Annotated in this window: 23 protein-coding genes and 1 pseudogene; 11 read left to right on the forward strand and 13 right to left on the reverse strand. The window is 68.0% G+C overall.

Translation table 11 applies throughout. The features are described from left to right. Positions 1-34: 34 nt before the first annotated feature. Both ileS and lspA read left to right on the forward strand, forming a co-directional pair. Positions 35-2,911: an isoleucine--tRNA ligase gene (gene ileS / locus ACVMK0_RS08530; protein WP_476463535.1), complete on the forward strand. Its 2,877-nt coding sequence runs from the start codon at positions 35-37 to the stop codon at positions 2,909-2,911. A 30-nt stretch (positions 2,912-2,941) separates the two neighbouring features. Further along, positions 2,942-3,454 carry a signal peptidase II gene (gene lspA / locus ACVMK0_RS08535; protein ID WP_045536362.1) on the forward strand — a complete coding sequence of 171 codons (513 nt, stop codon included), beginning with the start codon at positions 2,942-2,944 and terminating at the stop codon, positions 3,452-3,454. Positions 3,455-3,478: 24 nt separating this feature from the next. Here lspA and ACVMK0_RS08540 read toward each other — a convergent pair whose 3' ends face one another. Together ACVMK0_RS08540 and ACVMK0_RS08545 are read right to left on the reverse strand one after the other, a co-directional pair. After that, positions 3,479-3,904, reverse strand: coding sequence for an Hsp20/alpha crystallin family protein (locus ACVMK0_RS08540; RefSeq protein ID WP_045536364.1), 426 nt, complete (start codon positions 3,902-3,904; stop codon positions 3,479-3,481). A 181-nt stretch (positions 3,905-4,085) separates the two neighbouring features. Then, the gene (locus ACVMK0_RS08545) at positions 4,086-5,087 is read right to left on the reverse strand and encodes a quinone oxidoreductase family protein (RefSeq protein WP_476463536.1); all 1,002 of its coding nucleotides are present in this window, start codon (positions 5,085-5,087) and stop codon (positions 4,086-4,088) included. 205 nt (positions 5,088-5,292) lie between these two features. Here ACVMK0_RS08545 and ACVMK0_RS08550 point away from each other — a divergent pair, with 205 nt between their 5' ends. After that, entirely contained in the window at positions 5,293-6,228 is a 936-nt protein-coding gene (locus tag ACVMK0_RS08550; RefSeq protein WP_045536368.1) for a DMT family transporter, read from the forward strand. Between the two features lie 155 nt (positions 6,229-6,383). Here the strand turns inward: ACVMK0_RS08550 and ACVMK0_RS08555 are convergent, their stop codons facing one another. The 8 genes and pseudogenes from ACVMK0_RS08555 to ACVMK0_RS08590 form a co-directional block, all read right to left on the reverse strand. Further along, positions 6,384-7,178, reverse strand: coding sequence for an SDR family oxidoreductase (locus tag ACVMK0_RS08555; protein ID WP_476463537.1), 795 nt, complete (start codon positions 7,176-7,178; stop codon positions 6,384-6,386). A gap of 64 nt (positions 7,179-7,242) precedes the next feature. Then, positions 7,243-8,166 carry a DMT family transporter gene (locus tag ACVMK0_RS08560; protein WP_045536374.1) on the reverse strand — a complete coding sequence of 308 codons (924 nt, stop codon included), beginning with the start codon at positions 8,164-8,166 and terminating at the stop codon, positions 7,243-7,245. Between the two features lie 28 nt (positions 8,167-8,194). Further along, complete coding sequence (locus ACVMK0_RS08565; protein WP_476463538.1) at positions 8,195-9,208, reverse strand: TatD family hydrolase; 1,014 nt, start codon at positions 9,206-9,208, stop codon at positions 8,195-8,197. Positions 9,209-9,357: 149 nt separating this feature from the next. Next, a complete protein-coding gene (locus ACVMK0_RS08570; protein WP_052468477.1) occupies positions 9,358-10,065 on the reverse strand; it encodes a choice-of-anchor I domain-containing protein in 708 nt (235 codons plus the stop codon). Positions 10,066-10,105: 40 nt separating this feature from the next. Continuing rightward, positions 10,106-10,150: pseudogene (locus ACVMK0_RS08575) on the reverse strand (hypothetical protein); the annotation flags it as partial. A gap of 105 nt (positions 10,151-10,255) precedes the next feature. Next, entirely contained in the window at positions 10,256-11,443 is a 1,188-nt protein-coding gene (gene bktB, locus ACVMK0_RS08580; protein WP_476463539.1) for a beta-ketothiolase BktB, read from the reverse strand. A gap of 96 nt (positions 11,444-11,539) precedes the next feature. Continuing rightward, the gene (locus ACVMK0_RS08585) at positions 11,540-12,280 is read right to left on the reverse strand and encodes a 2OG-Fe dioxygenase family protein (RefSeq protein ID WP_476463540.1); all 741 of its coding nucleotides are present in this window, start codon (positions 12,278-12,280) and stop codon (positions 11,540-11,542) included. Positions 12,281-12,358: 78 nt separating this feature from the next. Then, positions 12,359-12,592, reverse strand: coding sequence for a hypothetical protein (locus tag ACVMK0_RS08590; protein WP_045537925.1), 234 nt, complete (start codon positions 12,590-12,592; stop codon positions 12,359-12,361). 64 nt (positions 12,593-12,656) lie between these two features. On the opposite strand from ACVMK0_RS08590, the gene ACVMK0_RS08595 reads away from it, so the two are divergent. From ACVMK0_RS08595 to coq7, 7 genes are all read left to right on the forward strand, one after another. Continuing rightward, a complete protein-coding gene (locus ACVMK0_RS08595; protein ID WP_476463541.1) occupies positions 12,657-13,130 on the forward strand; it encodes a hypothetical protein in 474 nt (157 codons plus the stop codon). Between the two features lie 82 nt (positions 13,131-13,212). Beyond that, on the forward strand, positions 13,213-14,466 hold the full coding sequence (locus ACVMK0_RS08600) for a hypothetical protein (protein WP_476463542.1): 1,254 nt from the start codon (positions 13,213-13,215) through the stop codon (positions 14,464-14,466). 2 nt (positions 14,467-14,468) lie between these two features. Further along, positions 14,469-15,965 (forward strand): multicopper oxidase family protein, encoded by a 1,497-nt coding sequence (locus ACVMK0_RS08605; protein ID WP_476463543.1) that lies wholly within the window; start codon positions 14,469-14,471, stop codon positions 15,963-15,965. Between the two features lie 59 nt (positions 15,966-16,024). After that, positions 16,025-16,825 carry a DUF411 domain-containing protein gene (locus tag ACVMK0_RS08610; RefSeq protein WP_476463544.1) on the forward strand — a complete coding sequence of 267 codons (801 nt, stop codon included), beginning with the start codon at positions 16,025-16,027 and terminating at the stop codon, positions 16,823-16,825. A gap of 57 nt (positions 16,826-16,882) precedes the next feature. Then, the gene (locus ACVMK0_RS08615; protein ID WP_476463545.1) at positions 16,883-17,251 is read left to right on the forward strand and encodes a copper resistance CopC family protein; all 369 of its coding nucleotides are present in this window, start codon (positions 16,883-16,885) and stop codon (positions 17,249-17,251) included. A gap of 24 nt (positions 17,252-17,275) precedes the next feature. Further along, on the forward strand, positions 17,276-18,202 hold the full coding sequence (locus ACVMK0_RS08620) for a CopD family protein (RefSeq protein WP_476463546.1): 927 nt from the start codon (positions 17,276-17,278) through the stop codon (positions 18,200-18,202). Between the two features lie 143 nt (positions 18,203-18,345). Continuing rightward, positions 18,346-19,008: a 2-polyprenyl-3-methyl-6-methoxy-1,4-benzoquinone monooxygenase gene (gene coq7, locus ACVMK0_RS08625; protein ID WP_476463547.1), complete on the forward strand. Its 663-nt coding sequence runs from the start codon at positions 18,346-18,348 to the stop codon at positions 19,006-19,008. 34 nt (positions 19,009-19,042) lie between these two features. On the opposite strand, the gene ACVMK0_RS08630 is transcribed toward coq7, so the two are convergent. Then, entirely contained in the window at positions 19,043-19,492 is a 450-nt protein-coding gene (locus tag ACVMK0_RS08630; protein ID WP_476463548.1) for an OsmC family protein, read from the reverse strand. A gap of 332 nt (positions 19,493-19,824) precedes the next feature. On the opposite strand from ACVMK0_RS08630, the gene ilvA reads away from it, so the two are divergent. Next, complete coding sequence (ilvA, locus tag ACVMK0_RS08635; RefSeq protein WP_082027332.1) at positions 19,825-21,468, forward strand: threonine ammonia-lyase, biosynthetic; 1,644 nt, start codon at positions 19,825-19,827, stop codon at positions 21,466-21,468. Positions 21,469-21,543: 75 nt separating this feature from the next. Here ilvA and rpmG read toward each other — a convergent pair whose 3' ends face one another. Both rpmG and rpmB read right to left on the reverse strand, forming a co-directional pair. Next, positions 21,544-21,714: a 50S ribosomal protein L33 gene (rpmG, locus tag ACVMK0_RS08640; RefSeq protein WP_029462955.1), complete on the reverse strand. Its 171-nt coding sequence runs from the start codon at positions 21,712-21,714 to the stop codon at positions 21,544-21,546. A 20-nt stretch (positions 21,715-21,734) separates the two neighbouring features. Further along, on the reverse strand, positions 21,735-21,968 hold the full coding sequence (rpmB, locus tag ACVMK0_RS08645; RefSeq protein ID WP_034111793.1) for a 50S ribosomal protein L28: 234 nt from the start codon (positions 21,966-21,968) through the stop codon (positions 21,735-21,737). Between the last annotated feature and the right edge of the window lie 227 nt (positions 21,969-22,195).

Here is a 22,195-nt window from a genome sequence, read left to right on the forward strand (position 1 = left end):
CGGCCCGCTCACCGCACCCCCTACCGCCATTGCCATGCCAGACGCCACCCCGACCGACTACAGCGCCACGCTGAACCTGCCCGACACGCCCTTTCCCATGCGCGGCAACCTGCCGCAGCGCGAACCGGGCTGGGTGCAAGAGTGGAACGAGCACGGCCTGTACCAGCGCCTGCGCGCCGCGCGCGTGGGTGCGCCCAAGTTCATCTTGCACGACGGCCCGCCCTACGCCAACGGCCAGATCCACATCGGGCACGCGGTCAACAAGGTGCTCAAAGACATGATCGTCAAGGCGCGCCAGTTGGCCGGCTTTGACGCGCAGTACATCCCCGGCTGGGACTGCCACGGCCTGCCGATCGAAAACGCGATCGAAAAGCTGCACGGCCGCAAGCTGTCGCGCGATCAGATGCAGACCAAGGCACGCGCCTTCGCCACCGAGCAGATCGCGCAGCAGATGGCCGACTTCCAGCGCTTGGGCGTGCTGGGCCAGTGGAACCAGCCCTACAAAACCATGGACTTCGCCACCGAAGCCCACGAGATCCGTGCCTTCAAGCGCGTGATGGAGCGCGGCTTCGTCTACCGTGGCCTCAAGCCCGTCTATTGGTGCTTTGACTGCGGTTCGTCGCTGGCCGAGTTCGAGATCGAGTACCAAGACAAGCAAAGCCAGAGCCTGGACGTGGGCTTTTTGTGCGCCGAACCGGCCAAACTGCTGCACGCCTTCTTTGGCCACAGCGGCCTGCCGCACGTGGATACCGCCGAGCTTGCGCGCCAGCCCATGTACGCCGTGATCTGGACCACCACCGCTTGGACCATTCCGGCCAACCAGGCCCTGAACCTCAACCCCGAGCTGATCTACGCGCTGGTGCACACGCCGCGCGGCTTGCTGGTGCTGGCCGAATCGCTGGTGGAAAAATGCCTGGTGCGCTTTCAGTTGCAAGGCAGCGTGCTCGCCACCGCCCCCGGCCGGGCGCTGGAGCTGATCAATTTCCAGCACCCGCTGGCGCACGTGCACCCCGGTTACGAGCGCTCAAGCCCCATTTATCTGGCTGACTACGCCACCGCCCAAGACGGCACCGGCATCGTGCACTCGGCCCCGGCCTATGGCGTGGAAGACTTCAACTCCTGCGTCGCCCACGGCCTGAAGCTGGACGAAATCCTCAACCCGGTGCAGGGCAACGGCCAGTACGACGAGGCGCTGCCCCTGTTTGGCGGCCTCAACATCTGGAAGGCCTGCTCGGTGATCATCGACACCCTGCGCGCGCACGGCCGGCTGTTTGGCACCGAGACCATCAGCCACAGCTACCCGCACTGCTGGCGCCACAAAACGCCGGTGATCTACCGCGCCGCCGCGCAGTGGTTCGTGCGCATGGACGCGGGCAACGGCGTGTTCACGCAAGACGCCGCCGAGCAGACGCTGCGCCAGTCGGCGCTGCAAGCCATCGAGCAAACGCGCTTTTACCCCGAAAACGGCCGCACCCGGCTGCGCGACATGATCGCCAACCGGCCCGACTGGTGCATCAGCCGCCAGCGCTCCTGGGGCGTGCCGCTGCCCTTTTTGCTGCACCTCGACAGCGGCGAGCCGCACCCGCGCACGCTCGAGATCATCGACCTAGCCGCCGAGGTGGTGGAAGCGGGCGGCATCGAGGCCTGGAGCCAGCTCAGCGTGGCCGAGATTTTGGCGCGCATCGACGACGCCGCCGACCCGGCGCACTACAGCAAGAGCAGCGACATTCTGGAAGTCTGGTTCGACTCGGGCACCACCCACACCACCGTGCTCAAGGGCAGCCACGCCGGCGCCGGGCACGAGCACGGCCCCGAGGCCGACCTCTACCTCGAAGGCCACGACCAGCATCGCGGCTGGTTCCACAGCTCGCTGCTCACCGCCTGCGCCCTGTACGGCCGCGCGCCGTACAAGGGCTTGCTCACGCACGGCTTCACCGTCGATGGCCAAGGCCGCAAGATGAGCAAGAGCGTGGGCAACGTGGTGGCGCCGCAGCAGATCAGCTCCAAGCTCGGGGCCGAGATCATCCGCCTGTGGGTGGCGGCCACCGATTATTCGGGCGATCTGGCGATCGACGACAAAATTCTGGCGCGCGTGGTCGATGCCTACCGGCGCATGCGCAACACGCTGCGCTTTTTGCTCGCCAACATCAGCGACTTCGACCCCGCCACCGACGGCGTGCCCGAGTCCGAACTGCTGGAGATCGACCGCTACGCCCTGAGCCGCGCGGCCGCCTTGCAGGCCGAGGTGCTGGCGCACTACCAAGAGTACGAATTCCACCCCGTGGTCGCCAAGCTGCAAGTCTATTGCTCCGAAGACCTGGGCGCCTTCTACCTCGACGTGCTCAAAGACCGCCTCTACACCAGCGCCCCCAAGAGCCTGGCACGGCGCAGCGCCCAGACCGCGCTGCACCAGATCACGCACGCGCTGCTGCGCTGGATGGCGCCGTTTTTGAGCTTCACCGCTGAGGAGGCGTGGAAATTGGTCGGCCACACCGAGTCGATCTACACCGAGACCTACCTGCCGCTGCCCAGCCCCAACCAGGCCTTGCTGGCCAAGTGGGGCCGCCTGCGCGAGCTGCGCACGGTGGTCAACAAGGCGATCGAGGATGTGCGCAGCAGCGGCAGCCTAGGCTCCTCGCTGCAAGCCAACCTGAGGCTCACGCTCGACGCCGAAGACTTGGCGCTGCTGCGCAGCCTAGGCGACGAGCTCAAATTTGTGTTCATCGTCTCGGCCGTCGAGCTGCAGCCGGGCGCGCAGCTGGCGGTGCAGGTGCGCCCAGCCAGCGCCCCCAAGTGCGCGCGCTGCTGGCATTACCGCGACGACGTGGGCCACGACCCGGCGCACCCCGAGCTCTGTGGCCGCTGCACCAGCAACCTGTACGGCAGCGGCGAAGTGCGCCACGTAGCCTAAGAGGCTGCACCTTTTTATACAAAGCGCCCCATGGCCAAATCATCCCCCACCAGCCTCTGGCTCTGGCTCGCGCTGGCCGCCGCCATCGTGCTGGCCGACCAGTTCACGAAAACGCTCATCGTCGCCACCTTCGACCACGGCGAAGCGCTGCGCATCAGCTCGTTTTTCAACCTCACGCGGCACCACAACCCGGGCGCGGCCTTTTCGCTGTTGGCCGACGCCGGTGGCTGGCAGCGCTGGTTTCTGAGCGCGGTGGCGGTGGCGGCCAGCGCCTTCATCGTATGGCTGCTGCACAAGCACCACAGCCAGCGCCTGTTTGCTTTTTCGATCGCTTGCATCATGGGCGGGGCCATCGGCAACCTGATCGACCGGCTGCTGCACGGCCACGTGATCGACATGCTCGACTTTCACTTCCGCTGGCTGCAGCCGGTGTTTCACGGCGGCCACTTTCCCACCTTCAACTTGGCCGACATGGCGATCACGCTGGGCGCGTGCGGTATCATCATCGACGAAATCCGGCGCGTGCGGCGCTCGCGCGCCTGAGTTGGTGCGCCGGCCCCGACGCCCTCACTCGATCGTCAGCCGCTGGCCGCTGCGGCCGCGCTTCTTGGGCAGCGTGAGCGTCAACACGCCGTGCTCGTACTTGGCTTTGGCCTCGGCCTCGTCGATCTCGAGCGGCAACTGAAAGCTGCGCGCCACCGAGCCGTAGTAGCGCTCGCTGCGCAGCAGTTTATCGTCTGAGGTCTGGCGGTCCTGCTGCCGGACCTCGGCGCGCAGGCTCACGATGCTGCCATCGATGTTGACGTGAATGTCTTCACGCGCCACACCCGGGATTTCGGCCTGCACCTGGTAGGCCTCCGGCGTTTCGCTCACATCGACCTTGATCGACTGCGGCAGCGCGTCGCCGTGCAGCGGTTTGATGAAAAAACCGGGCGAGGCCATGTCTTTGAAAAAGTCGTCGAACAGGCTGCCCCGTGGAATCAGGTGGTTCATGATGCGTGCACTCCTTTGCTAGACACTGCGGTTGATGAGACCCTTGTTGGGCCGCAAACCCTTGCGGCCACAGGCACAATCTAGCGGCGACGGATGGCGATTTCAAGACCCCAAAAACGCCCACAACGGCGCCCACAATGGCGCCCACAACGACGCCCGCAACGGCGCCCTGCCGCCGCCTTTAGGGCAACAGCACCGTGGCGCCCACGGTCTGGCGCGCCTCCAGCGCTTGGTGCGCCTGCTGCACCTGCGCCAGCGGGTAGCGCTGCTCGACGTGGATCTGCACCGCCCCGCTGCCCACCACGGCAAACAGTTCGTCGGCCATGGCTTGGGTGCGCGCGCGGCTGGTGATGTGGTGAAACAGAGTCTGGCGCGTGACATAGACCGAGCCCTTGGCCGCCAGCAGCGCCGGGGCAAAGGCCGGCACCGGGCCCGAGGCGTTGCCAAAGCTCACCAGCAGGCCAAAAGGCGCTAGGCTGTCGAGCGAGCCCTCCCAGGTGTCTTTGCCCACGCCGTCATAGACCACCTTCACGCCGCTGCCCGCAGTCAGGGCGCGCACGCGTTCGGCCACGTTTTCGTGCCGGTAGTTGATCGCGTGCACGGCCCCATTGGCCAGCGCCAGCGCGCATTTTTCGTCCGTGCCCGCAGTGGCGATCAGGCGCAGGCCGAGCGCGCGCGCCCACTGGCAAACGATCAGCCCAACGCCGCCCGCCGCCGCGTGGAACAGCACCCAGTCGCCCGCTTGCAAGCCCTCGACCGGCTTGCAGTGGCGCAGCAGGTATTGGGCCGTCAGGCCCTTGAGCATCATGGCCGCGCCCTGCTCAAAGCCGATGTCCTCGGGCAGGCGGCAAACGTTCATGGCCGGCAGCACGCGCGCGTCGCAGTAGCTGCCTGGCGGCTGGCTGGCGTAGGCGGCGCGGTCACCGACCTGCAGGTGCTCCACGCCCGCGCCCACGGCCTCGATCACGCCCGCGCCCTCCATGCCTAAGCGCAATGGCAGCGGCAGCGGCAGCGGGTACAGGCCGCTGCGCTGATAAACGTCGATGTAGTTGAGCCCGATGGCGTGGTGGCGGATGCGCACCTCGCCCGGGCCGGGGTCGCCCACCGGGGCCTCGATCAGGTGCATCTGCTCGGGGCCGCCGGTTTGCTCGATCACGACGGCGCGGCTGTGGGTGGTGCTCATGGGGGGGGTTCCTGAAAATGAGTGGGTTGGGGCAATACCGGCACACCAGCGAGCGGCGCAATGTGTGCACCGCAAAGGCTGGAGCCAAAGGCTTGCATTGCTGGCGGCCAAAACGCCAATGGTGCCACGAAATCAGCAGCGCCCAAAACCGGCACTGCAAACCCCTTGCCAAGGCCGCGAGCGCGCAGGCGTTACAGTCGCAGCGATGTCTGCCACACCCTTTGCGCCCCTGACCTTGGGCACCGCCGCCATGCTCACCATCGCCCCGTTGCTGTGGGCTGGCAACGCCGTCGTGGGCCGTCTGGCGGCGGACTGGATTCCGCCCATGACCTTCAACTTCCTGCGCTGGTTGGTGGCTTTGGCCATTTTGCTGCCGCTGGCGGCTTGGGTGTTGCGCCGCCACAGCGGTTTGTGGCAGCACTGGCGCCGCTTTGCCCTGCTCGGGCTGCTGGCGATTGCCGGCTACAACTCGCTGCAATACCTGGCGCTGCACACCTCGACGCCGATCAATGTCACGCTGGTGGCAGCCAGCATGCCGGTCTGGATGCTGATCATTGGGCGCCTGTTCTTTGGCGCCGCCATCACGCGCCAGGCGCTGCTGGGCTCGGCGCTGTCGCTGCTCGGGGTGCTGGTGGTGCTCACGCAAGGCCAAGTGCAGCGCATACTCGAGCTGCAACTGGTGCCGGGCGACGCCTGGATGCTGCTGGCCACCTGCACCTGGGCGCTCTACAGCTGGCTGCTCACGCGGCGCGACGAACCGGCCCCGATCCGCGCCGATTGGTCGGCCTTTTTGATGGCGCAGATCATTTTTGGCCTATTCTGGTCGGCCGCGCTCAGCGCCGGCGAGTGGGTCTTGTGGCCAGCGGCCACCGGCACCCCCTTGCCGCAGATCGACTGGAGCTGGGCGCTGCTGGCGGTGCTGGTGTTCGTGGGCCTGGGGCCGGGCGTGATCGCCTACCGCTTCTGGGGCGAAGGGGTGCAGCGCGCCGGCCCCACCGTGGCCGCGTTCTTCAGCAACCTGACGCCGCTGCTGGCCGCGCTCATGTCCGCCGCCCTGCTGCGCGAACCCCCGCAAGCCTTCCACGTCGCCGCCTTCGCGCTCATCGTGGCCGGCATCGCGGTCTCGTCGCTGCGGCGTTGAGGGGCCGGCCCGCCCCAAATCGGAATAGGACCACGATTTTTTGGCGAGCCCTCGCGCCACCAAGGCAGGGCTGGGCTGGGCCGGGGTGAGGAATCGGAACGTGTGACTGACGAACCCAGGCCCAGCTCAGCCCCCGCCAACCAGCCCGAAGTTTTTTAGTACACCCCCGGATAGGCCCCGCCGTCGAGCAAAATGTTTTGGCCGTTGAGGTAGCCGGCGTGGGTGCTGCACAGGAAGGCGCAGACGGCGCCGAACTCTTGCGGGCTGCCAAAGCGGCGCGCCGGTATCTGCGCCAGTTGCGCCGCGCGCACGGCCTCGAGCGGCTGCCCGCTCTTTTGGGCCCCGGCGGCCAGGGTGGCGGCCAGGCGCTCGGTGTCGAACTTGCCGGGCAGCAGGTTGTTGATGGTCACGCCGCGCGCCGCCAAGCCGCTGCGCGCCAGCCCGGCGACGAAGCCGGTCAGGCCACTGCGGGCGCCATTGCTCAAGCCCAAGATGTCGATCGGGGCCTTGACGGCGCTGGAGGTGATGTTGACGATGCGGCCAAAACCGCGCTCGGCCATGCCGTCCACCGTGGCCTTGATGAGCTCGATCGGGCTCAGCATATTGGCCTCCAGCGCCTGCAGCCACTGCTCGCGCTCCCAGTGACGAAAGTCGCCCGTGGGTGGGCCAGCGGCGTTGTTGACCACGATGTCAAAGGCCCGCCCCGGCCCGCCGGGCACCGCAAACAGCGTCTCGCGCCCGGCTGCCGTGGTCACGTCGGCCGCCACCGGCAGCACCGTCACCCCGCTTTGCTGGCGCAGCTCGGCAGCCACCTGCTGCAAGCGCTCGGCCCCGCGCGCCGCGATCACCAAATTCACTCCCGCACTCGCCAGCGCCTGCGCGCAACCCCAACCCAGCCCTTTGCTGGCCCCACACACCAAGGCCCAGCGGCCCGCGATTCCCAAATCCATTGTCTTGCACTCCAAAAATGGCCCGAGCGGGCCGGATTGAGCGATTTGCTTGATCCGATTATCCTCACCGGCTGGGCCGGCTCACCCACAGCACGCCCGCCAGCACCAGCGCGGTGCCGGCCAAAATCCAAGCGTTGAAGGGCTCGCCCAGTATCAGCGCGCCCATGAGCAGCGTGGCCATGGGGCCGACCATCCCGACTTGGGCCGTGAGCCCGGCGCCGATGCGCTCGATCGCCAGCATCACCAGCACCACCGGCGCCGCGGTGCAGAGCACGGCGTTGAGCAGCGAGAGCCAGATCACCTCGGGCGCCACCAGCGCCGCTTCGAGTGGGCGCAGCAGCACAAACTGGCCGATGCACAGGATGCAGGCGACAGTGGTGGCCCAGCCCACCAGCCGCAACGCACCGATGCGCTGCACCAGCGCGCCGCTATAGACCAGATATACGGCGTAGCTGAGCGCGCTGCCAAACACCAGCGCCGCCCCCAGTGCCGTGCTCCAGCCGTCGAAGCGCAACTCGTGCCCAAACACCAGCAGCACGCCGGCATAGCTCAGGCCCATGGCCCCGAGCTGGCGCGGCGTGACGCGTTGGGCAAACAAGAGCCAGCCCAGCAGCAGCACAAGCGTGGGGTTGAGGTACAGAATCAGCCGCCCGAGGCTGGCGCTGATGTACTGCAAGCCCAGAAAATCGAGAAAACTGGCGAGGTAGTAGCCGCAAAAACCCAGCCCAAAAATGGCCAACCAGTCGCGCCGCTGCAGCGGCTGCACCGGCTTGGCGCTGCGGTAGGTGGCCCACCAGATCATGGCCAGAAACAGCGGCAGCGCAAACAGCATGCGGTACATCAGCAGCGTGACCGGATCGACGCCGTAGCGATACGCCAGCTTGACGATGATGGCCTTGCCACTGAAGGCCACGGCCCCAGCCAGCGCCAGCAGCAAGCCGCTTTGCAGGCGGCTAAGTTTGGACAAACCGGTGGGGCGCAGTGGCATAGGCTTGCTTGGAGCGCGGCGGTGGCACTCAGGGTGCGACGCCGGGCGCCGCGCTGGTGGATGACTGGGGCAACTGGCCCATTGCGGGCGTGGGCGTGGGCGTGGGTGCGGATGCAAGCGCTGCTGGGCCCGAATTTGGCCGCAGCACTGCCAGCCGCGGCAGCACGCGCCGCACGTTGGCGCTGGTCTGGGCGGCTAGTGCGGCGCAGTCCAAGCCGCGCAACGCCGCCAGCGTGGCACCGATGCGCGCCAGCTCGGTCGGGGTGTTGGGCGCTTGGCTGGCGCCGCTGGCGCGCGCCGCGGCCGGGGTATAGAGCCACTGGGGCGGCATGTCGGGGGCGTCGGTCTCCAGCACCAGCGCCTCGGCGGGCAGATCGCTGGCCAGCCGGCGCAGGCGCCGCGCCGCCTCGAAGGTGCAGGCACCGCCAAAGCCCAGGGCAAATCCGAGTTCGATGAAGGCCTGCGCCTGCTGTAAGCTGCCGCTGAAGGCGTGGGCGATGCCACCGCGCGCGCTGGCCGGGCTGGTTGCTAGGCGTGTGGCCGAGCGCGTTGCCGGGCCTGCCGTGGCCGCACCCGGCCCGCCCCGATCGCGCTGGCGCAAGCCGCGCAGCAACTCGTCCGCCGAACGCCGCACGTGCAAGATCACGGGCAGCCCAAAGCGCTGCGCCAGCTCCAGTTGGGCGGTGTAGAAGTGCCACTGGCGCTGGCGCGCAGCCGGCGCGCACAGGGCGGGAACAAAAAAATCGAGCCCAATCTCACCCACCGCCACCAGCTGCGGGTCGTCGTGGCAGCGTTGCAACTCGAGCGCCAGCGCCTCGAGGTCGGCGTCGTCGGCCTGCATCACATAAAGCGGGTGGATGCCCAGCGCGTAGGCGTCGCCGGTGGTGTGCGCCAGTTCGCGCACACGCGCCCAGTTGGCGCGCTCCACCGCCGGATAGACGCAGACCTCCACCCCGGCGGCACGCGCCTGCCGGCGCAGCGCCAAGCGCTGCTCATCCGTCCAATCGGGGGCGTCGAGGTGGCAATGGCTGTCGATCCACATGCGCAGCGATTATGCGCTGCGCCACTCCAGCCTGCAGCCAGCGCACGCGCCTAGGCCGCACAGCGCCCCGCCCCTGCAGGGCCTAGAGGATCAGCACACCAGTCCACCAGCCCATCAACAACCATTGGGCCGATCGGCCGTTGAACCGCTTAAAACCCCAAGTTGATTTGCAGTATGCGCGTGGTGCCGCTGATTTCATTGGCCACCACCAGCAGGGGCCGGCCGTTGGGCGATTGCACCGCCGGGATGAAGGTCAGGCCCTCGGGGCCGCGGTCGCCGGTGACGCCGTTGCGCGTGCCGTTGAAGTAGGTCACGAAGCGCGCCTCGGCCGGGTTGGTGACTTCATAGACCATCACGCCGCCGACGCGCTCGAGCCCGATGAAGGCGAAGTGCCGGTTGCCAAACTGGGCCACCACCACCGCCTCGGGTTCTGGGCCTTTGCTCGGGCTGCGGGCGTCGAGCGTGTTGTTGTTGTGGCTGGCGTTGAAGGCGACCTTGGGCAGGGCACGGGTGCGTTGCTCCAGTTCGTCGCCCGAGTCATAGACCTGCTGCAGGTTGCTGGCGTCCCAGATCGAGAACGAGCGCGCGCCAAAGCTGAACAGCTCGGTGCACTGGCCGGCGGCGTTGCGCCCAGTTTGACCGGCGTTGGGGGTGTTGGTGACGAGCAGTCGGCCCAAGCCCGAATCCATGATCAGCGCGGCCGCATTGGGAAAGACGGCCGGATCCAGACCTTGGGGGCAGTGGGCGCGCACGCGCACCTCTTCGTTGAAGCCGGGCCAGTCGCGCGCGTCGCCCTCGTTGGCCGTGACCAGCAGGGTGCGCCCGCCCACGCTGTAGGCGGCCATGGCGTCGGGCATTCTGGCAGCCGGCCAGCGCCACAATGGCTAGGGCAGCCGCCGCAGTCAAGCGGGCTAGGGCGAAGGGGGTGGGGGTTTTGGGCATTGGGTAGGGCGGTTTGGGTTTGAATCGCCGCACTCTACGCAAGCCATATGACAAATCTGTGAACTCGCGCCCCCGCCCGGCCCGCCCTAGGCCGCCCCAGGGCGGTCAAAGGCGCTCAAAAATCGCCGCAATCCCCTGCCCGCCGCCGATGCACATCGTCACCAGCGCGTAGCGGCCGCCGGTGCGCTGCAGCTCGTACAGCGCCTTGACGGTGATGATGGCGCCGGTGGCCCCGATCGGGTGCCCAAGCGAGATGCCCGAGCCGTTGGGGTTGACCTTGGCCGGGTCCAGGCCCAGCTCTTGCGTCACGGCGCAGGCTTGGGCGGCGAAGGCTTCGTTGGCTTCGATCACGTCGAGGTCGGCAATCGTCAGACCGGTGCGCTCGAGCACTTTGCGTGTGGCCGAAATCGGGCCCACGCCCATGATCTTGGGCTCGAGCCCGGTGTGCGCGTAGCCCACCAACCGCGCCATGGGGGCTAGGCCACGCGCGCGCGCCGCGCCAGCTTCCATCAGCAGCACGGCGGCGGCGGCGTCGTTGATGCCCGAGGCATTGCCCGCCGTGACGCTGCCGTTTTCTTTGACGAACACCGGCTTGAGCTTGGCCATGTCGGCCAGCGTGCAGCCGGGGCGAAAGTGCTCGTCGGTGTCGAACGCGACCTCGCCCTTGCGGCCCTTGAGCAGCACCGGCACGATCTGCGATTTGAAGCGGCCCTCGGCACTGGCGCGCTCGGCGCGGTTGTGGCTCTCGACCGCCAGTGCGTCTTGCATGGCGCGGCTGATGCCAAACTGCGCCGCCACGTTTTCGGCCGTCACGCCCATGTGGATTTTGTGGAAGGGGTCGTGCAGCGCGCCCACCATCATGTCCACCAGTGTGGCGTCGCCCATGCGCGCGCCAAAGCGCGACACCAGGCTGAGGTAGGGCGCGCGGCTCATGTTCTCGGCCCCGGCGCCGATGGCGACGTCGCAATCACCCAGCAAGATCGCTTGGCTGGCGCTGACGATGGCCTGCAGCCCCGAGCCGCACAGGCGGTTCACGTTCATGGCCACGGTGGTGTCTGGGCAGCCGCCGTCGAGCGCAGCCACGCGCGATAGGTACAGATCGCGCGGCTCGGTGTTGACGACGTGGCCAAAGACCACGTGGCCCACGTCGGCACCGGGCACGGCAGCGCGCGCCAGCACCTCGCGCACCACCAGGGCGCCGAGTTCGGTGGTGGGGGTGTCTTTGAGGCTGCCGCCAAAGGTGCCGATGGCGGTGCGCGCAGCGCTGACGACGACGACTTCTCGGTTGCTCATGGGTTTGGGCTCCTGGGGGGTATGGTTGTAAATGGCTTGGGCCACTGCTGCGCCCAAGACCAGATCTTAAGGCCAGCGCGGCGGCTCAATCGCCGCTCAATCGCCCTGAAAGCCGCCCGAGCGGCACGTCAGCACCAGCGTGTCGCGCCAGCCCAGCTCACCCAGCACCAGCGGCTGGATCGGGGTCGATTCGTGGATCACGCGCTCGTCGTCGAGCAGCAGCAGCGACCAAGGCTCGGTCAGGGTGAAGCGCTGGCCGTGCGGGCCATCGGCCTCGAACACCCGGCTCTCGCCGCCCTTGATGCCTTGGCGAGCGAGCAGATAGACGGCCACCAGCTCCATGCCGTCGCGGTGCGCGCCCTCGGGCGTGGGGCGGCCGATGCCGTCGGTGGTGTCGATGCGAAACTGGTGCGCTTCCACGTACCACGGCTGCGCGCCCTTGAGCGCCGAAGCCGCCGCCGCGGTCTGCTGTAGCAGGCGCTGCCAAGCGGGTTGGGCCACGACCTCGGGCTCGATCGGCTCGAACCAGCGCTGCATGCCGCCGTGCAGCGCGTTGTACTGCAGCGGCTGCCAGTGCACCCGGTGCGGCACCTGGCGCACCTGCGCGCCCTCGACCACGAAGCAGCTGTGGCGCCGTTTGCGGTAGCGCCCGCCATCGCGCAGATAGTGGTCGGGGCAGAGCCGCTCCCAGCTCGGTTGCAGGGCCGCCAGCGCCTGCGCCTCGAGCCCAAGCCAGCGCTGCACCGCAGCCGCATCGAGCAGGGCAAAGCCCTGGCGCGCCAAGGTGGCATCGAGCTGCTCCAACGGCACGGTGGGGGGTGGGAAAACGGCGTTCATGGGAGGGTTGACAAAGGCAAGCGGCTTTGTGCGGGTGGCACTAGTGTAAACCCGGGCACGCGCCAGCCAGCACCCTCCCTAGGTGCTGCGCCACAGCAGCCACAGCAGCAGCATGCCCGCAGCCGCATTGGCCAGCGCCAGCAGGGTAAAGACCAGCAGCAACCAACCAGCGGGCGGTGACAGGTGCAGAAACCAAGCCATGCCGGTCGAGAGGCCGTTGAACAGCAGCATCAGCCAGAACAGCCCGTTGTGCGGCTGCCAGAGGCGGCGCAGGCGCTGCGGCAAGGGGGTGGGTGGGGCGGAATCGGGCATGGGGGCCATTGTGCCGCGCGGCGCAGCGATTGCACGCTGTGCCCAAATGCGCTAACATCGAAAGATGCGTCGCTGGCTGATCATCTTGTTCGTGCTGCTGCTGCCTTGGCGGTTGTGGGCGGGCGACGCCATGGCGCTGGCGGTTTTGCATTCAGTCCCTGCCGCTGCGTATGGCCCAGCCCAGATGGCGTCAATCAACCCGGCAGCACTCTGTGGCCACGCCGACTTGGCGCTGCACGAGGCTGCGCACGCCAGCACTCCCGCCGCCACTCACGACCTCGCTCACGTCCCCAACCACGGCGTACCGCATGGGGCGGCGCTTGGGGCAGCTCAGGCCGCCGACCCCGCCTGCCCCGGGCACTCTGAAGCGGGCGCGCATGGCCTGTGTCTTTTGTGCGGGATTTGCCACCAGGCACTGGCGGTGCCGCTGCGGTTAGGGGCCTTGCCGCCCGCCTTGCCCCTAGGCACACCGGTGCCCGCGCGCACCGTGATCGTGCAGGCCACGCCGCAACCCGAGCTCAAACCGCCCATTCTCTGATCTCGACACCCGCAGTGCGCCCGCTTGGTTCTTGCTTCGGCAGCGGCGCGGCGTTTCTTGGTTCTTGATCGGAGAGTTTTCCATGTTTTTTACTTTTTGGGCCCCAGTGCAGCGCGTGCGGCGTGTGCAGCGCGGCGGGCCGAAAGCCTTTTGGCATCCCCTGTTGGGTGCGGCGCTGCTGGCGGCCGCTTGGTCTGGCCCTGCCTGGGCCAATCCCGAGCCGGAGCAGCAGTGGCGCGCGGCCAACGAGCTGGTCGGCGCTTTCCCCCGCGGCCACGCCGACATCGTGCAGTGGGAGGCCCAGCAGCAGCCGCACGCCAGCGCCGCGCCGCAACCCGCCGCCGCCCAGCACTTGCGCCTGTCTGATGCTCTGATGGCGGCACAGCGCGCGCGCCCCGATCTGCTGGCGCGGCCGGGCCAAAATGCGCTCGAACGCGCCGCGCTGCGGCTGGAGCAGGCCGATCTGGCCTTGCAGGTGGAGCGGGCCTGGCTGCGCGCCGTAGCGGCTGGCAGCAGCGCCCGCTACCAGGCGCAGGTGCTGCAAGCCGCGCAGGCCGGGGCCGAATTGGCGACACGCATGGTGCGGGTAGGCAATTGGCCGCAGATGAACCTGTTGCAACAGCAACTGCTGCTCAACCAAGCGCAGGCGCAGCAGCGCGTGGCGCAGCACCAGCAGCACCTGGCCTTGCTGAACTTGTGGCGCATGGCAGGCGGTGGGCTCACGCCGGCGCAACTGGAGCAGCGGCTGCCCAACGAATGGCCAGTGGCGAGCGCCACACCCGCCTTCGCCCCCTTGGCTGTGCTGGAAGCGCAGGCACTGCAGTCGCACCCACGCTGGCCGCTGCTGCAGCGCCAGGCCGAAATGCTGGAGCGCGGCCTGTCAGCGGCCGAGCTCGAACGCATCGCTGCCACGCTGGCGGTCGCCGTCGCGCCGCAGCCCGGCACTGGTGCCCCGCCCGCACTGCCCGAGCTGGCTGCGCGCCAGCTCTGGCCGCACACCTGGGACAAAGCCGCCAAGGTGCGCGCCGAGGCCGATGCGCTCGAGCGCCAGATACGCGCCGACGTCCACAGCGCCTACAGCGCCTGGCAAACCGCCACCGCGCTGGCCGAGGGCTCGGCGCAAGACGCGCTGCGCCTGCACAGCGCCTTGCAAGACGAAACCCAGCAGCGCTACAACGGCATGCTCAAGAGCACCTGGGAGCTGCTGGCCAGTGCCAGCGCCCGGGTGCAGGCGAGCGAGGCCGCCCTGCTGGCGCGGCGCGACGCCGCTGTGGCCGCAGCCGAACTGCGTGCCGTGCTCGCCGGCCTATCTTACGAAACCGCGAAAGGAAATTGATCATGCAACGCCGCCAATTTTTCCAGGGTGCCTTGGCTGCCGGGGCCTTCACAGCCGCCGCCAGCGCCACCGTCGGCCGCCACGCGCTGGCCGCTTTGCCCGAGCCGGTGCTGCAGCACAGCGCCGCCACCGCCGCGCCCTGGGTGCCGCCCGGCGTCACCGGGGCCGGTTTGCCCTACCGGCCGGTGGTGACGCTAAACGGCTGGACCCTGCCCTTTAGGATGCGCGACGGCGTCAAAGAATTCCACCTCGTGGCCGAGCCGGTGGTGCGCGAAGTGGCGCCCGGTTTCGTGGTCAATATGTGGGGCTACAACGGCCAGAGCCCCGGCCCCACGATCGAAGTGGTGGAGGGGGATCGGGTGCGCATCTTTGTCAGCAACCGCTTGCCCGAGCCGACCAGCATCCACTGGCACGGCCAGCGCCTGCCTTCGGGCATGGACGGGGTGGCGGGCATCAACCAGCCCTCGATCGGGGCTGGCAAAACCTTCGTCTATGAGTTCCAAGCGCGCCGCCCGGGCACCTTCATGTACCACCCACACGCCGACGAGATGGTGCAACTGGCCATGGGCATGATGGGCATGTGGGTCACGCACCCCAAGCTCGATGCGCGCGGCCGGCACCCGCTGATCGAAGCGGTGCAGCGCGACTACTGCTTCTTGCTCAACGCCTTCGACGTCGAACCCGGGGCCCAGACGCCCACCGTCGCGACCATGTTCGACTTCAACACCTGGGCTTGGAACAGCCGCGTCTTTCCTGGCATCGACCCGCTGGTGGCGCGCCTAGGCGACCGCGTGCGCATCCGCATGGGCAACCTGACCATGGTCAACCACCCGATCCACGTGCACGGGGTCGAGTTTGAAGTCACCGGCACCGACGGCGGCCCGGTACCGAGGAGCGCGCGCTGGCCCGAGGTGACGGTGGACTTGGCCGTCGGCCAAATGCGCCAGATCGAGTTCATCGCCGACGAACCCGGCGACTGGGCCGTGCACTGCCACAAGAGCCACCACACCATGGGGCCGATGGGGCACGAGGTGCCGACCATGATCGGAGTCGATCACCGCGGGCTGGTCGGCAAAATCCAGGGCCTGGCGCCCGACTTCATGGTCATGGGCGAGCGCGGCATGTACGACATGAAGCAGATGCCGATGGAACTGCCCCCCAACACCCTGCCCATGATGGCCGGCCAAGGCCAGTTCGGCCCGATCGGCATGGGCGGGATGCTGACCGTGCTCAAGGTGCGCGCCAACCAGCCGCCCAACGACTACCGCGACCCCGGCCCCTACGCCTTCCCGAGCGGCAGCGTGGCCTTTGAATACCGGGGGCCGGTACCCGAGGCGGTGCGCCCACCCAGCCCGCCCCAAGCTGCCCACGGAGAAGTCCGTAGAGGGGCGCAGGGAGGCCACGGAGGAGGAGCCCACGGAGCCCACGGCGCAGCGCCACCGCCCAGTCCGGCAACACCGGCAACACCCGCACCGGCCGCCCCGGTGCATCGGCACTGAACTTGCGGCCTGTGCCGGGCATCAAACCCGGCGCTCCCTTGACTCAAACCACACCCACCATGCAACGACGCACCTTGCTCCACAGCGCCAGCGCCGCCCTCACCGGGCTGGCTGGCAGCACCCTGCTCGCCCTGACAGCCCCAGTCGCGCTGGCGCAGGCGCGCCGCAACCCGCCCGTGATGGAGGTCTGGAAAGACCCCCAATGCGGCTGCTGCGACGACTGGATCACTTACCTCGAAAAAAACGGCTTCAGCGTGCGCGCCTTCGACACCGGCAACATCGCGGCGCGCCAGCGCTTGGGCATGCCCGAGAAATACGGCTCTTGCCACACCGCGCTCATCGGCGGCTACGTGGTCGAGGGACACGTGCCCGCCGCCGACATCCAGCGCCTGCTGCGCGAGCGCCCGGCGGCGCTGGGCCTGAGCGTGCCGGGCATGCCCATCGGCAGCCCCGGCATGGACGGCCCGCTCTACGGCGGCCGCCGCGACCCCTTCCACGTGCTGCTGGTCGGGCGCGACGGCAGCTCGCGCATCTGGGCCTCGCATAACCAACCAGCGGCCGGGGCAGCAGCGACGCAGCCAGCAGCCGACGGCGCCGACGCGGCGGGCGCGGGCGCGGCCACCGACCGCGACGGCCGCCCCTGGGTCGAGGCCGAGGTGCGCCGGGTGGACCGCAGCAACCGCCGCGTCAGCCTGCGCCACGGCCCCATCCCCAACCTCGACATGGGCGGCATGACCATGGTGTTCCAGCTCAGCGACCCGGCCCTGCTGGAGCAACTGCAGCAGGGGCAGCGCATCCGCTTCAGCGCCGCGCTCATCCAGGGCGAATACACCGTGATGCAAATCGCGTCCCTGCCTTGATTTTGTCCAATCCCGTCGCGCACCCACACCCCTTCCCTTGCACACCGGAGTCTGACCATGAACCGTTTGAAAACCTTGCTCAAGATCGCCCCCGCTGCGCTGGCGCTGCACCTGCTGCTGGCCACGCCCCATCTGCACGCCCACGCCCAGCCCGAGGGCTCGCTGCCCGCGCACGGCAGCACCGTCAGCGGCAGCCCGAACCGGATCGCGGTCTGGTTCGATCACCCGATGCGGCTGACGCTGTTCGAAGTCAGCGGCCCCCGGGGTGTGGTGCCCTTGAGCCAAGGCCCGGGCCGCGACGCGCTCACCCGCTTCGAAGCCAGCCCGGCCACCCCGCTGGGGCCCGGCAAATACACGGTGCGCTGGCGCGGCCTGGCGGCAGACGGGCACGTGATGGCCGATGAAATTTATTTCACCGTGCGCTGATCCCTGCAGGATACCGCTCCCGCAATGAGCACCGCCCTGTCGTTGTTGCAACCCCTGCTAGAACTGCTCGCGCAGACCGATGGCTGGACCTGGCTGCGCGTGCTGGTGGCGGCGGCCTTCTACGCCTGCGCCTTGGTGGCCGTAGGCGGTGTGCTGTTTGGGCAGGTGTTTGCTCACCCTACGGGGCTGCATCGGGCCGCTGGGTTGCGGCCGCTGGTGCCCGTAGCCGCCGGGCTGGCGCTGGCCCTGCTGCTGTTGCAGTGGCCGCTGCAGGCCGGCTTTCTGGGTGGCGGCACCTGGGCGGCGGCCTTCGACCCTGGCTTGCTCGCGCTGGTGTTTGACGGTGCCACCGGCCAGCGCCTGCTGCTGGCCGGCAGCGGCTTGCTGCTGTTGCAGGCGTTTTGGATAGTGTCGGGGCGCTGGCGCGGGCCCGCGGCGGCAGCGAGTCTGCTGGGCGCGGCGTTGGTGCTGCTGGCCTTCACGCTAGTCGGGCACAGCACCGGTGCACCGCGTGCGCTGCTGGCGGTGCTGCTGCTGCTGCACCTAGGCGCGGTGGCGTTCTGGGTCGGCGCCCTGATCCCCCTGTACCGCATCAGCGGGCCGTCGCAACTGGGCGAACCAGCGGCCCACGTGCTGCAGCGCTTTGGCCTGGTGGCGGCCCCGGTGGTGGCGGGCCTGATCGTCGCCGGGCTGTGGCTGGCCTGGCGCCTGCTGGAGGGCTGGTCGCCCCTGCTGCACAGCGCCTACGGCCTGGTGCTGCTGCTCAAGCTCGCCGTGCTGGGCCTGCTGCTGGCCTTGGCGGGGCTGAACCGCTGGCTGCTGGTGCCGGCCTTGGTGGCCCATGCGCCGCGCGCACGGCAAAGGCTGCGCGCCAGCATAGGCTGCGAGATGCTGCTGGTGGCCCTGATCCTGCTCCTGACGGCATTTTTGACCACCACCACCTCACCCTGAGTGCGCCAGCCTGCCCCAGCGGCTGAGTCTTGAGCACGCTCGACCTCACAGCAAGGGGACATTTCTACTTTGGGTTGACAGGTTTGCAATCCGGCCCGGCGCAGCCGATAATTCCACCAGACCTTTAGCCCTCGGAACCGACCATGAGCACTGCCTTCATCGACGCCCACCTGATCGCTGCCGACGGCGCGCTGCGCGCCCTGTTTGCGCCGCACCGTGCCGCCCGCCCGTGCCCGCGCCCGCCCGCCGATGTGGCTGTGACGGCGTTGAGCGAAGCTGAAAAGCGCCACGCCGGTGCGCTCATGCGCGTCAACCACGTGGGCGAGATCTGCGCCCAAGCGCTCTACACCTCGCAGGCGCTGGCGGCGCGGCTAGGGCCGGGCTCTGAGGCCGAAAAGGAAAAGCTGGCGCACCATCTCGAGGCCGCCGGGCAGGACGAAACCGACCACTTGGCTTGGTGCAAGCAGCGCTTGGATGAGCTGGGTGACCGGCCTTCGCTGCTCAACCCGCTCTGGTTCGCCGGCGCCTTTGGGCTGGGCCTGCTGGCCGGGCGCTTCGGTAAAGGCGTGAGCTTGGGCTTTGTGGTCGAGACCGAACGCCAAGTCGAGGCCCACCTCGACAGCCACCTCGGGCGACTGCCGGCGCACGACCACGCCTCGCGCGCCATCGTCGAGCAGATGAAGGCCGACGAAGTGCGCCACGCCAACGAGGCCAAACGCGACGGCGGCGTCGATCTGCCACCCCCCGTTAAGGGCCTGATGCGGCTGGCGGCCAAGGTCATGACCACGGTGGCGCACCGGGTCTAGAGCGCGCCTGCCAGCCTGCCAGCCTCCCAGCCCCTCAGTCTTCGATCAGCTCGAAACTGGTCGTGATGGCGGCGGTTTTGCCCAGCATCACGCTGGCCGAGCAGTATTTTTCGTGGCTCAGTTCGATCGCGCGCTGCACCGCCGCCTCGGGGATGCCGCGCCCGCGCACGGTGAAGTGCATGTGGATCTGGGTAAAAACCTTCGGGTCGGTCTGGGCACGCTCGCTGCTGAGCTTGACGCTGCAGCCGCGCACGTCGTGGCGACCGCGCTTGAGGATCAACACCACATCGTAGGCGCTGCAACCGCCGGTGCCGGCCAGCAGCGCCTCCATGGGGCGCGGGGCCAGGTTGGCGCCGCCGTGTTCGGGCCGCGCCGGGTCGGGCGCGCCGTCCATGTATAGCACGTGGCCGCTGCCTGTTTCGGCCACAAAGCCCATGGATGAACGGGTGCCGGCGGCGCCGGTCCAGGTGACGGTGCATTCCATTTCAATCATTACCTCAAAAACAACAGGGGCTTACAAAAAAAGATGTTGCATTGCAGCAAATCCGGGTTTACACTAGCGCCATTGTATGCAGGAGTGGCTCGATCAGCGCCTGTAGCGTCCGCAGCCCCCTTGCTGCGTTACCAGTTGTCTCCTCTGCCCTTCAACGGGTGGTTAAGCCCGGTCATCGCGACCGGGCTTTTTTTTGACCGCGCTGGGCTGACTGCCCCCCATGGATTTCGGGCCGCCACAGCGCTTTCCCCTATGATGCCGGGCTGCCCTGCCACATTAGCAACTGGCCTGCCGCCCTGCCCTAGATTTACGCTTTTGCCCCCATGCCCGCACCCCAACCTGCCCCGCCCGCCGCTGTGTCTGCTGCCCCTTTGGCGGAGTCCCCTGCCGGCGCAGCGCCGGCCGCTACCGCCGCCACCGACCTCAGCCCCGCCGACTACCTCAAGCTCATCCTCACGGCGCGCGTCTATGACGTGGCGGTCGAGTCGGCGCTGGAGCCGGCGCGCCAGCTCAGCCGCCGCTTGCACAACAAGGTGCTGCTCAAACGCGAAGACCAGCAGCCGGTGTTCAGCTTCAAGCTGCGCGGCGCCTACAACAAGCTCGCGCACTTGGCGCCCGAGCAGTTGCAGCGCGGCGTCATCTGCGCTTCGGCCGGCAACCACGCCCAAGGGGTGGCGCTGGGGGCGCATCGGCTCGGGGCGCGGGCGGTGATCGTCATGCCCGTGACCACGCCGCAGCTCAAGATCGAGGCCGTGCGCGCCCTCGGTGGCGAGGTGTTGCTGCACGGCGACAGCTATACCGACGCGCACGCGCACGCGCTGGCACTGCAAGCCGAGCACGGCTACACCTTTGTGCACCCCTTTGACGACCCCTACGTGATCGCCGGCCAGGGCACGGTGGCCATGGAGCTGCTGCGCCAGTTGCAAAGCCTGGGCAACCAGCGCCTCGATGCGGTGTTCGTGGCCGTGGGCGGCGGCGGCCTGATCAGCGGCGTGGCCAACTACCTCAAGGCGCTGCGGCCCGAGATCAAGGTCATCGGCGTGCAGATGAACGACTCCAACGCCATGCTGCGCTCGGTCGCGGCGGGCCAGCAGGTGACGCTGGCCGAAGTCGGGTTGTTTTCGGACGGCACCGCCGTCAAGCGCGTGGGCGACGAGACGCTGCGCATCAGCCGCGCTCTGGTCGATGGCTTTATCGAAGTCGATACCGACGCCGTCTGCGCCGCCATCAAAGACGTGTTTGTGGATACGCGCAGCATCGTCGAGCCCGCCGGCGCGCTGGCGGTGGCGGCGATCAAGCAGTACGTGGCCACGCACAAAACCCGGGGCGAGACCTACGCCGCGATTTTGTGCGGTGCCAACATGAACTTCGACCGGCTGCGCTTCGTGGCCGAACGCGCCGAGGTGGGCGAGCAGCGCGAGGGCCTGTTTGCCGTCACCCTTCCCGAAGAGCGCGGCAGCTTCAAACGCTTCCTCGGGGCCATCGGCAACCTGCCGGGCGGGCCGCGCAACGTGACCGAGTTCAGCTACCGCATCAGCGACGCGAGCGAAGCACACGTGTTTCTGGGCCTGAGCACGCACGGCCGCGGCGAGAGCAGCAAAATTGCCGCCAACTTTGCCCGCCACGGCTTTGCCGCCCTAGACCTGACGCACGATGACCTGGCGCAAGAGCACATCCGGCACATGGTCGGCGGCCACTCGCCGCTGGCGCACGACGAGCGCCTGCTGCGCTTTGTGTTTCCCGAGCGCCCCGGCGCGCTGCTGAAGTTTTTGAACCTGATGCGCCCGGGCTGGAACATCAGCCTGTTTCACTACCGCAACCAGGGCGCCGACTACGGCCGCATCTTGGTCGGGCTGCAGGTGCCCGAGGCCGAAGAGGCCGAGTTCCAGACCTTTCTGACCACGCTGGGCTACCCGTGCGTGGACGAAACCGCCAACCCGGTATATCGGTTGTTTTTGCGCCGTTGAGGGCCGTGCACCGGCGGCCCCAAAAAGCAAAAACCGCCCAAAGTGGCGGTTTTTGCTGGCGACCCAAGCTGCGTATTACTTCAGCTTGACCTCTTTGTACTGCACGTGTTTGCGTGCTTTGGGGTCGAACTTGGCGAAGGCCAGTTTTTCTGGTGTGGTCTTCTTGTTCTTGGTCGTGGTGTAGAAGTGGCCGGTTCCTGCAGTGGATTCCAGCTTGATTTTTTCGCGTCCGCCTTTGCTTGCCATGGTGCTGCTCCTTTAAGCGATCAGGCTTGACCGCGGGCGCGCAGATCGGCGAGCACCGCTTCGATACCGTTTTTGTCGATCAGGCGCAGCGCGGCGCCCGAAATGCGCAGGCGCACCCAGCGCTTTTCGCTCTCGACCCAGAAGCGGCGCGACTGCAGGTTGGGCAGAAAGCGGCGCTTGGTTTTGTTGTTGGCGTGGGACACATTGTTCCCCACCATGGGCTTTTTGCCCGTGACTTCACATACCCGTGCCATGTGGGCACTCCTATCAAATAAAAACAGCCCGAAGGCTGCACCTCGCTCGCGTCCTGTGTTGCGCCGCCTGCCTTGGGGTGCCCTGCAAGCCATGCCTGCAGGCTTTTTCAAGGACGGCTCCGGCTCGCGAGCGGTCGAGGGAGGTTGACCAAGGGCCTTGCATTGAATGCAAGCATGGCGCGGCTTGAACACGCCACCCAACTTGGACAGCCTGCTATTCTAAACCA

The sequence above is a fragment of the Serpentinimonas sp. SSL01 genome (genome assembly GCF_056323735.1).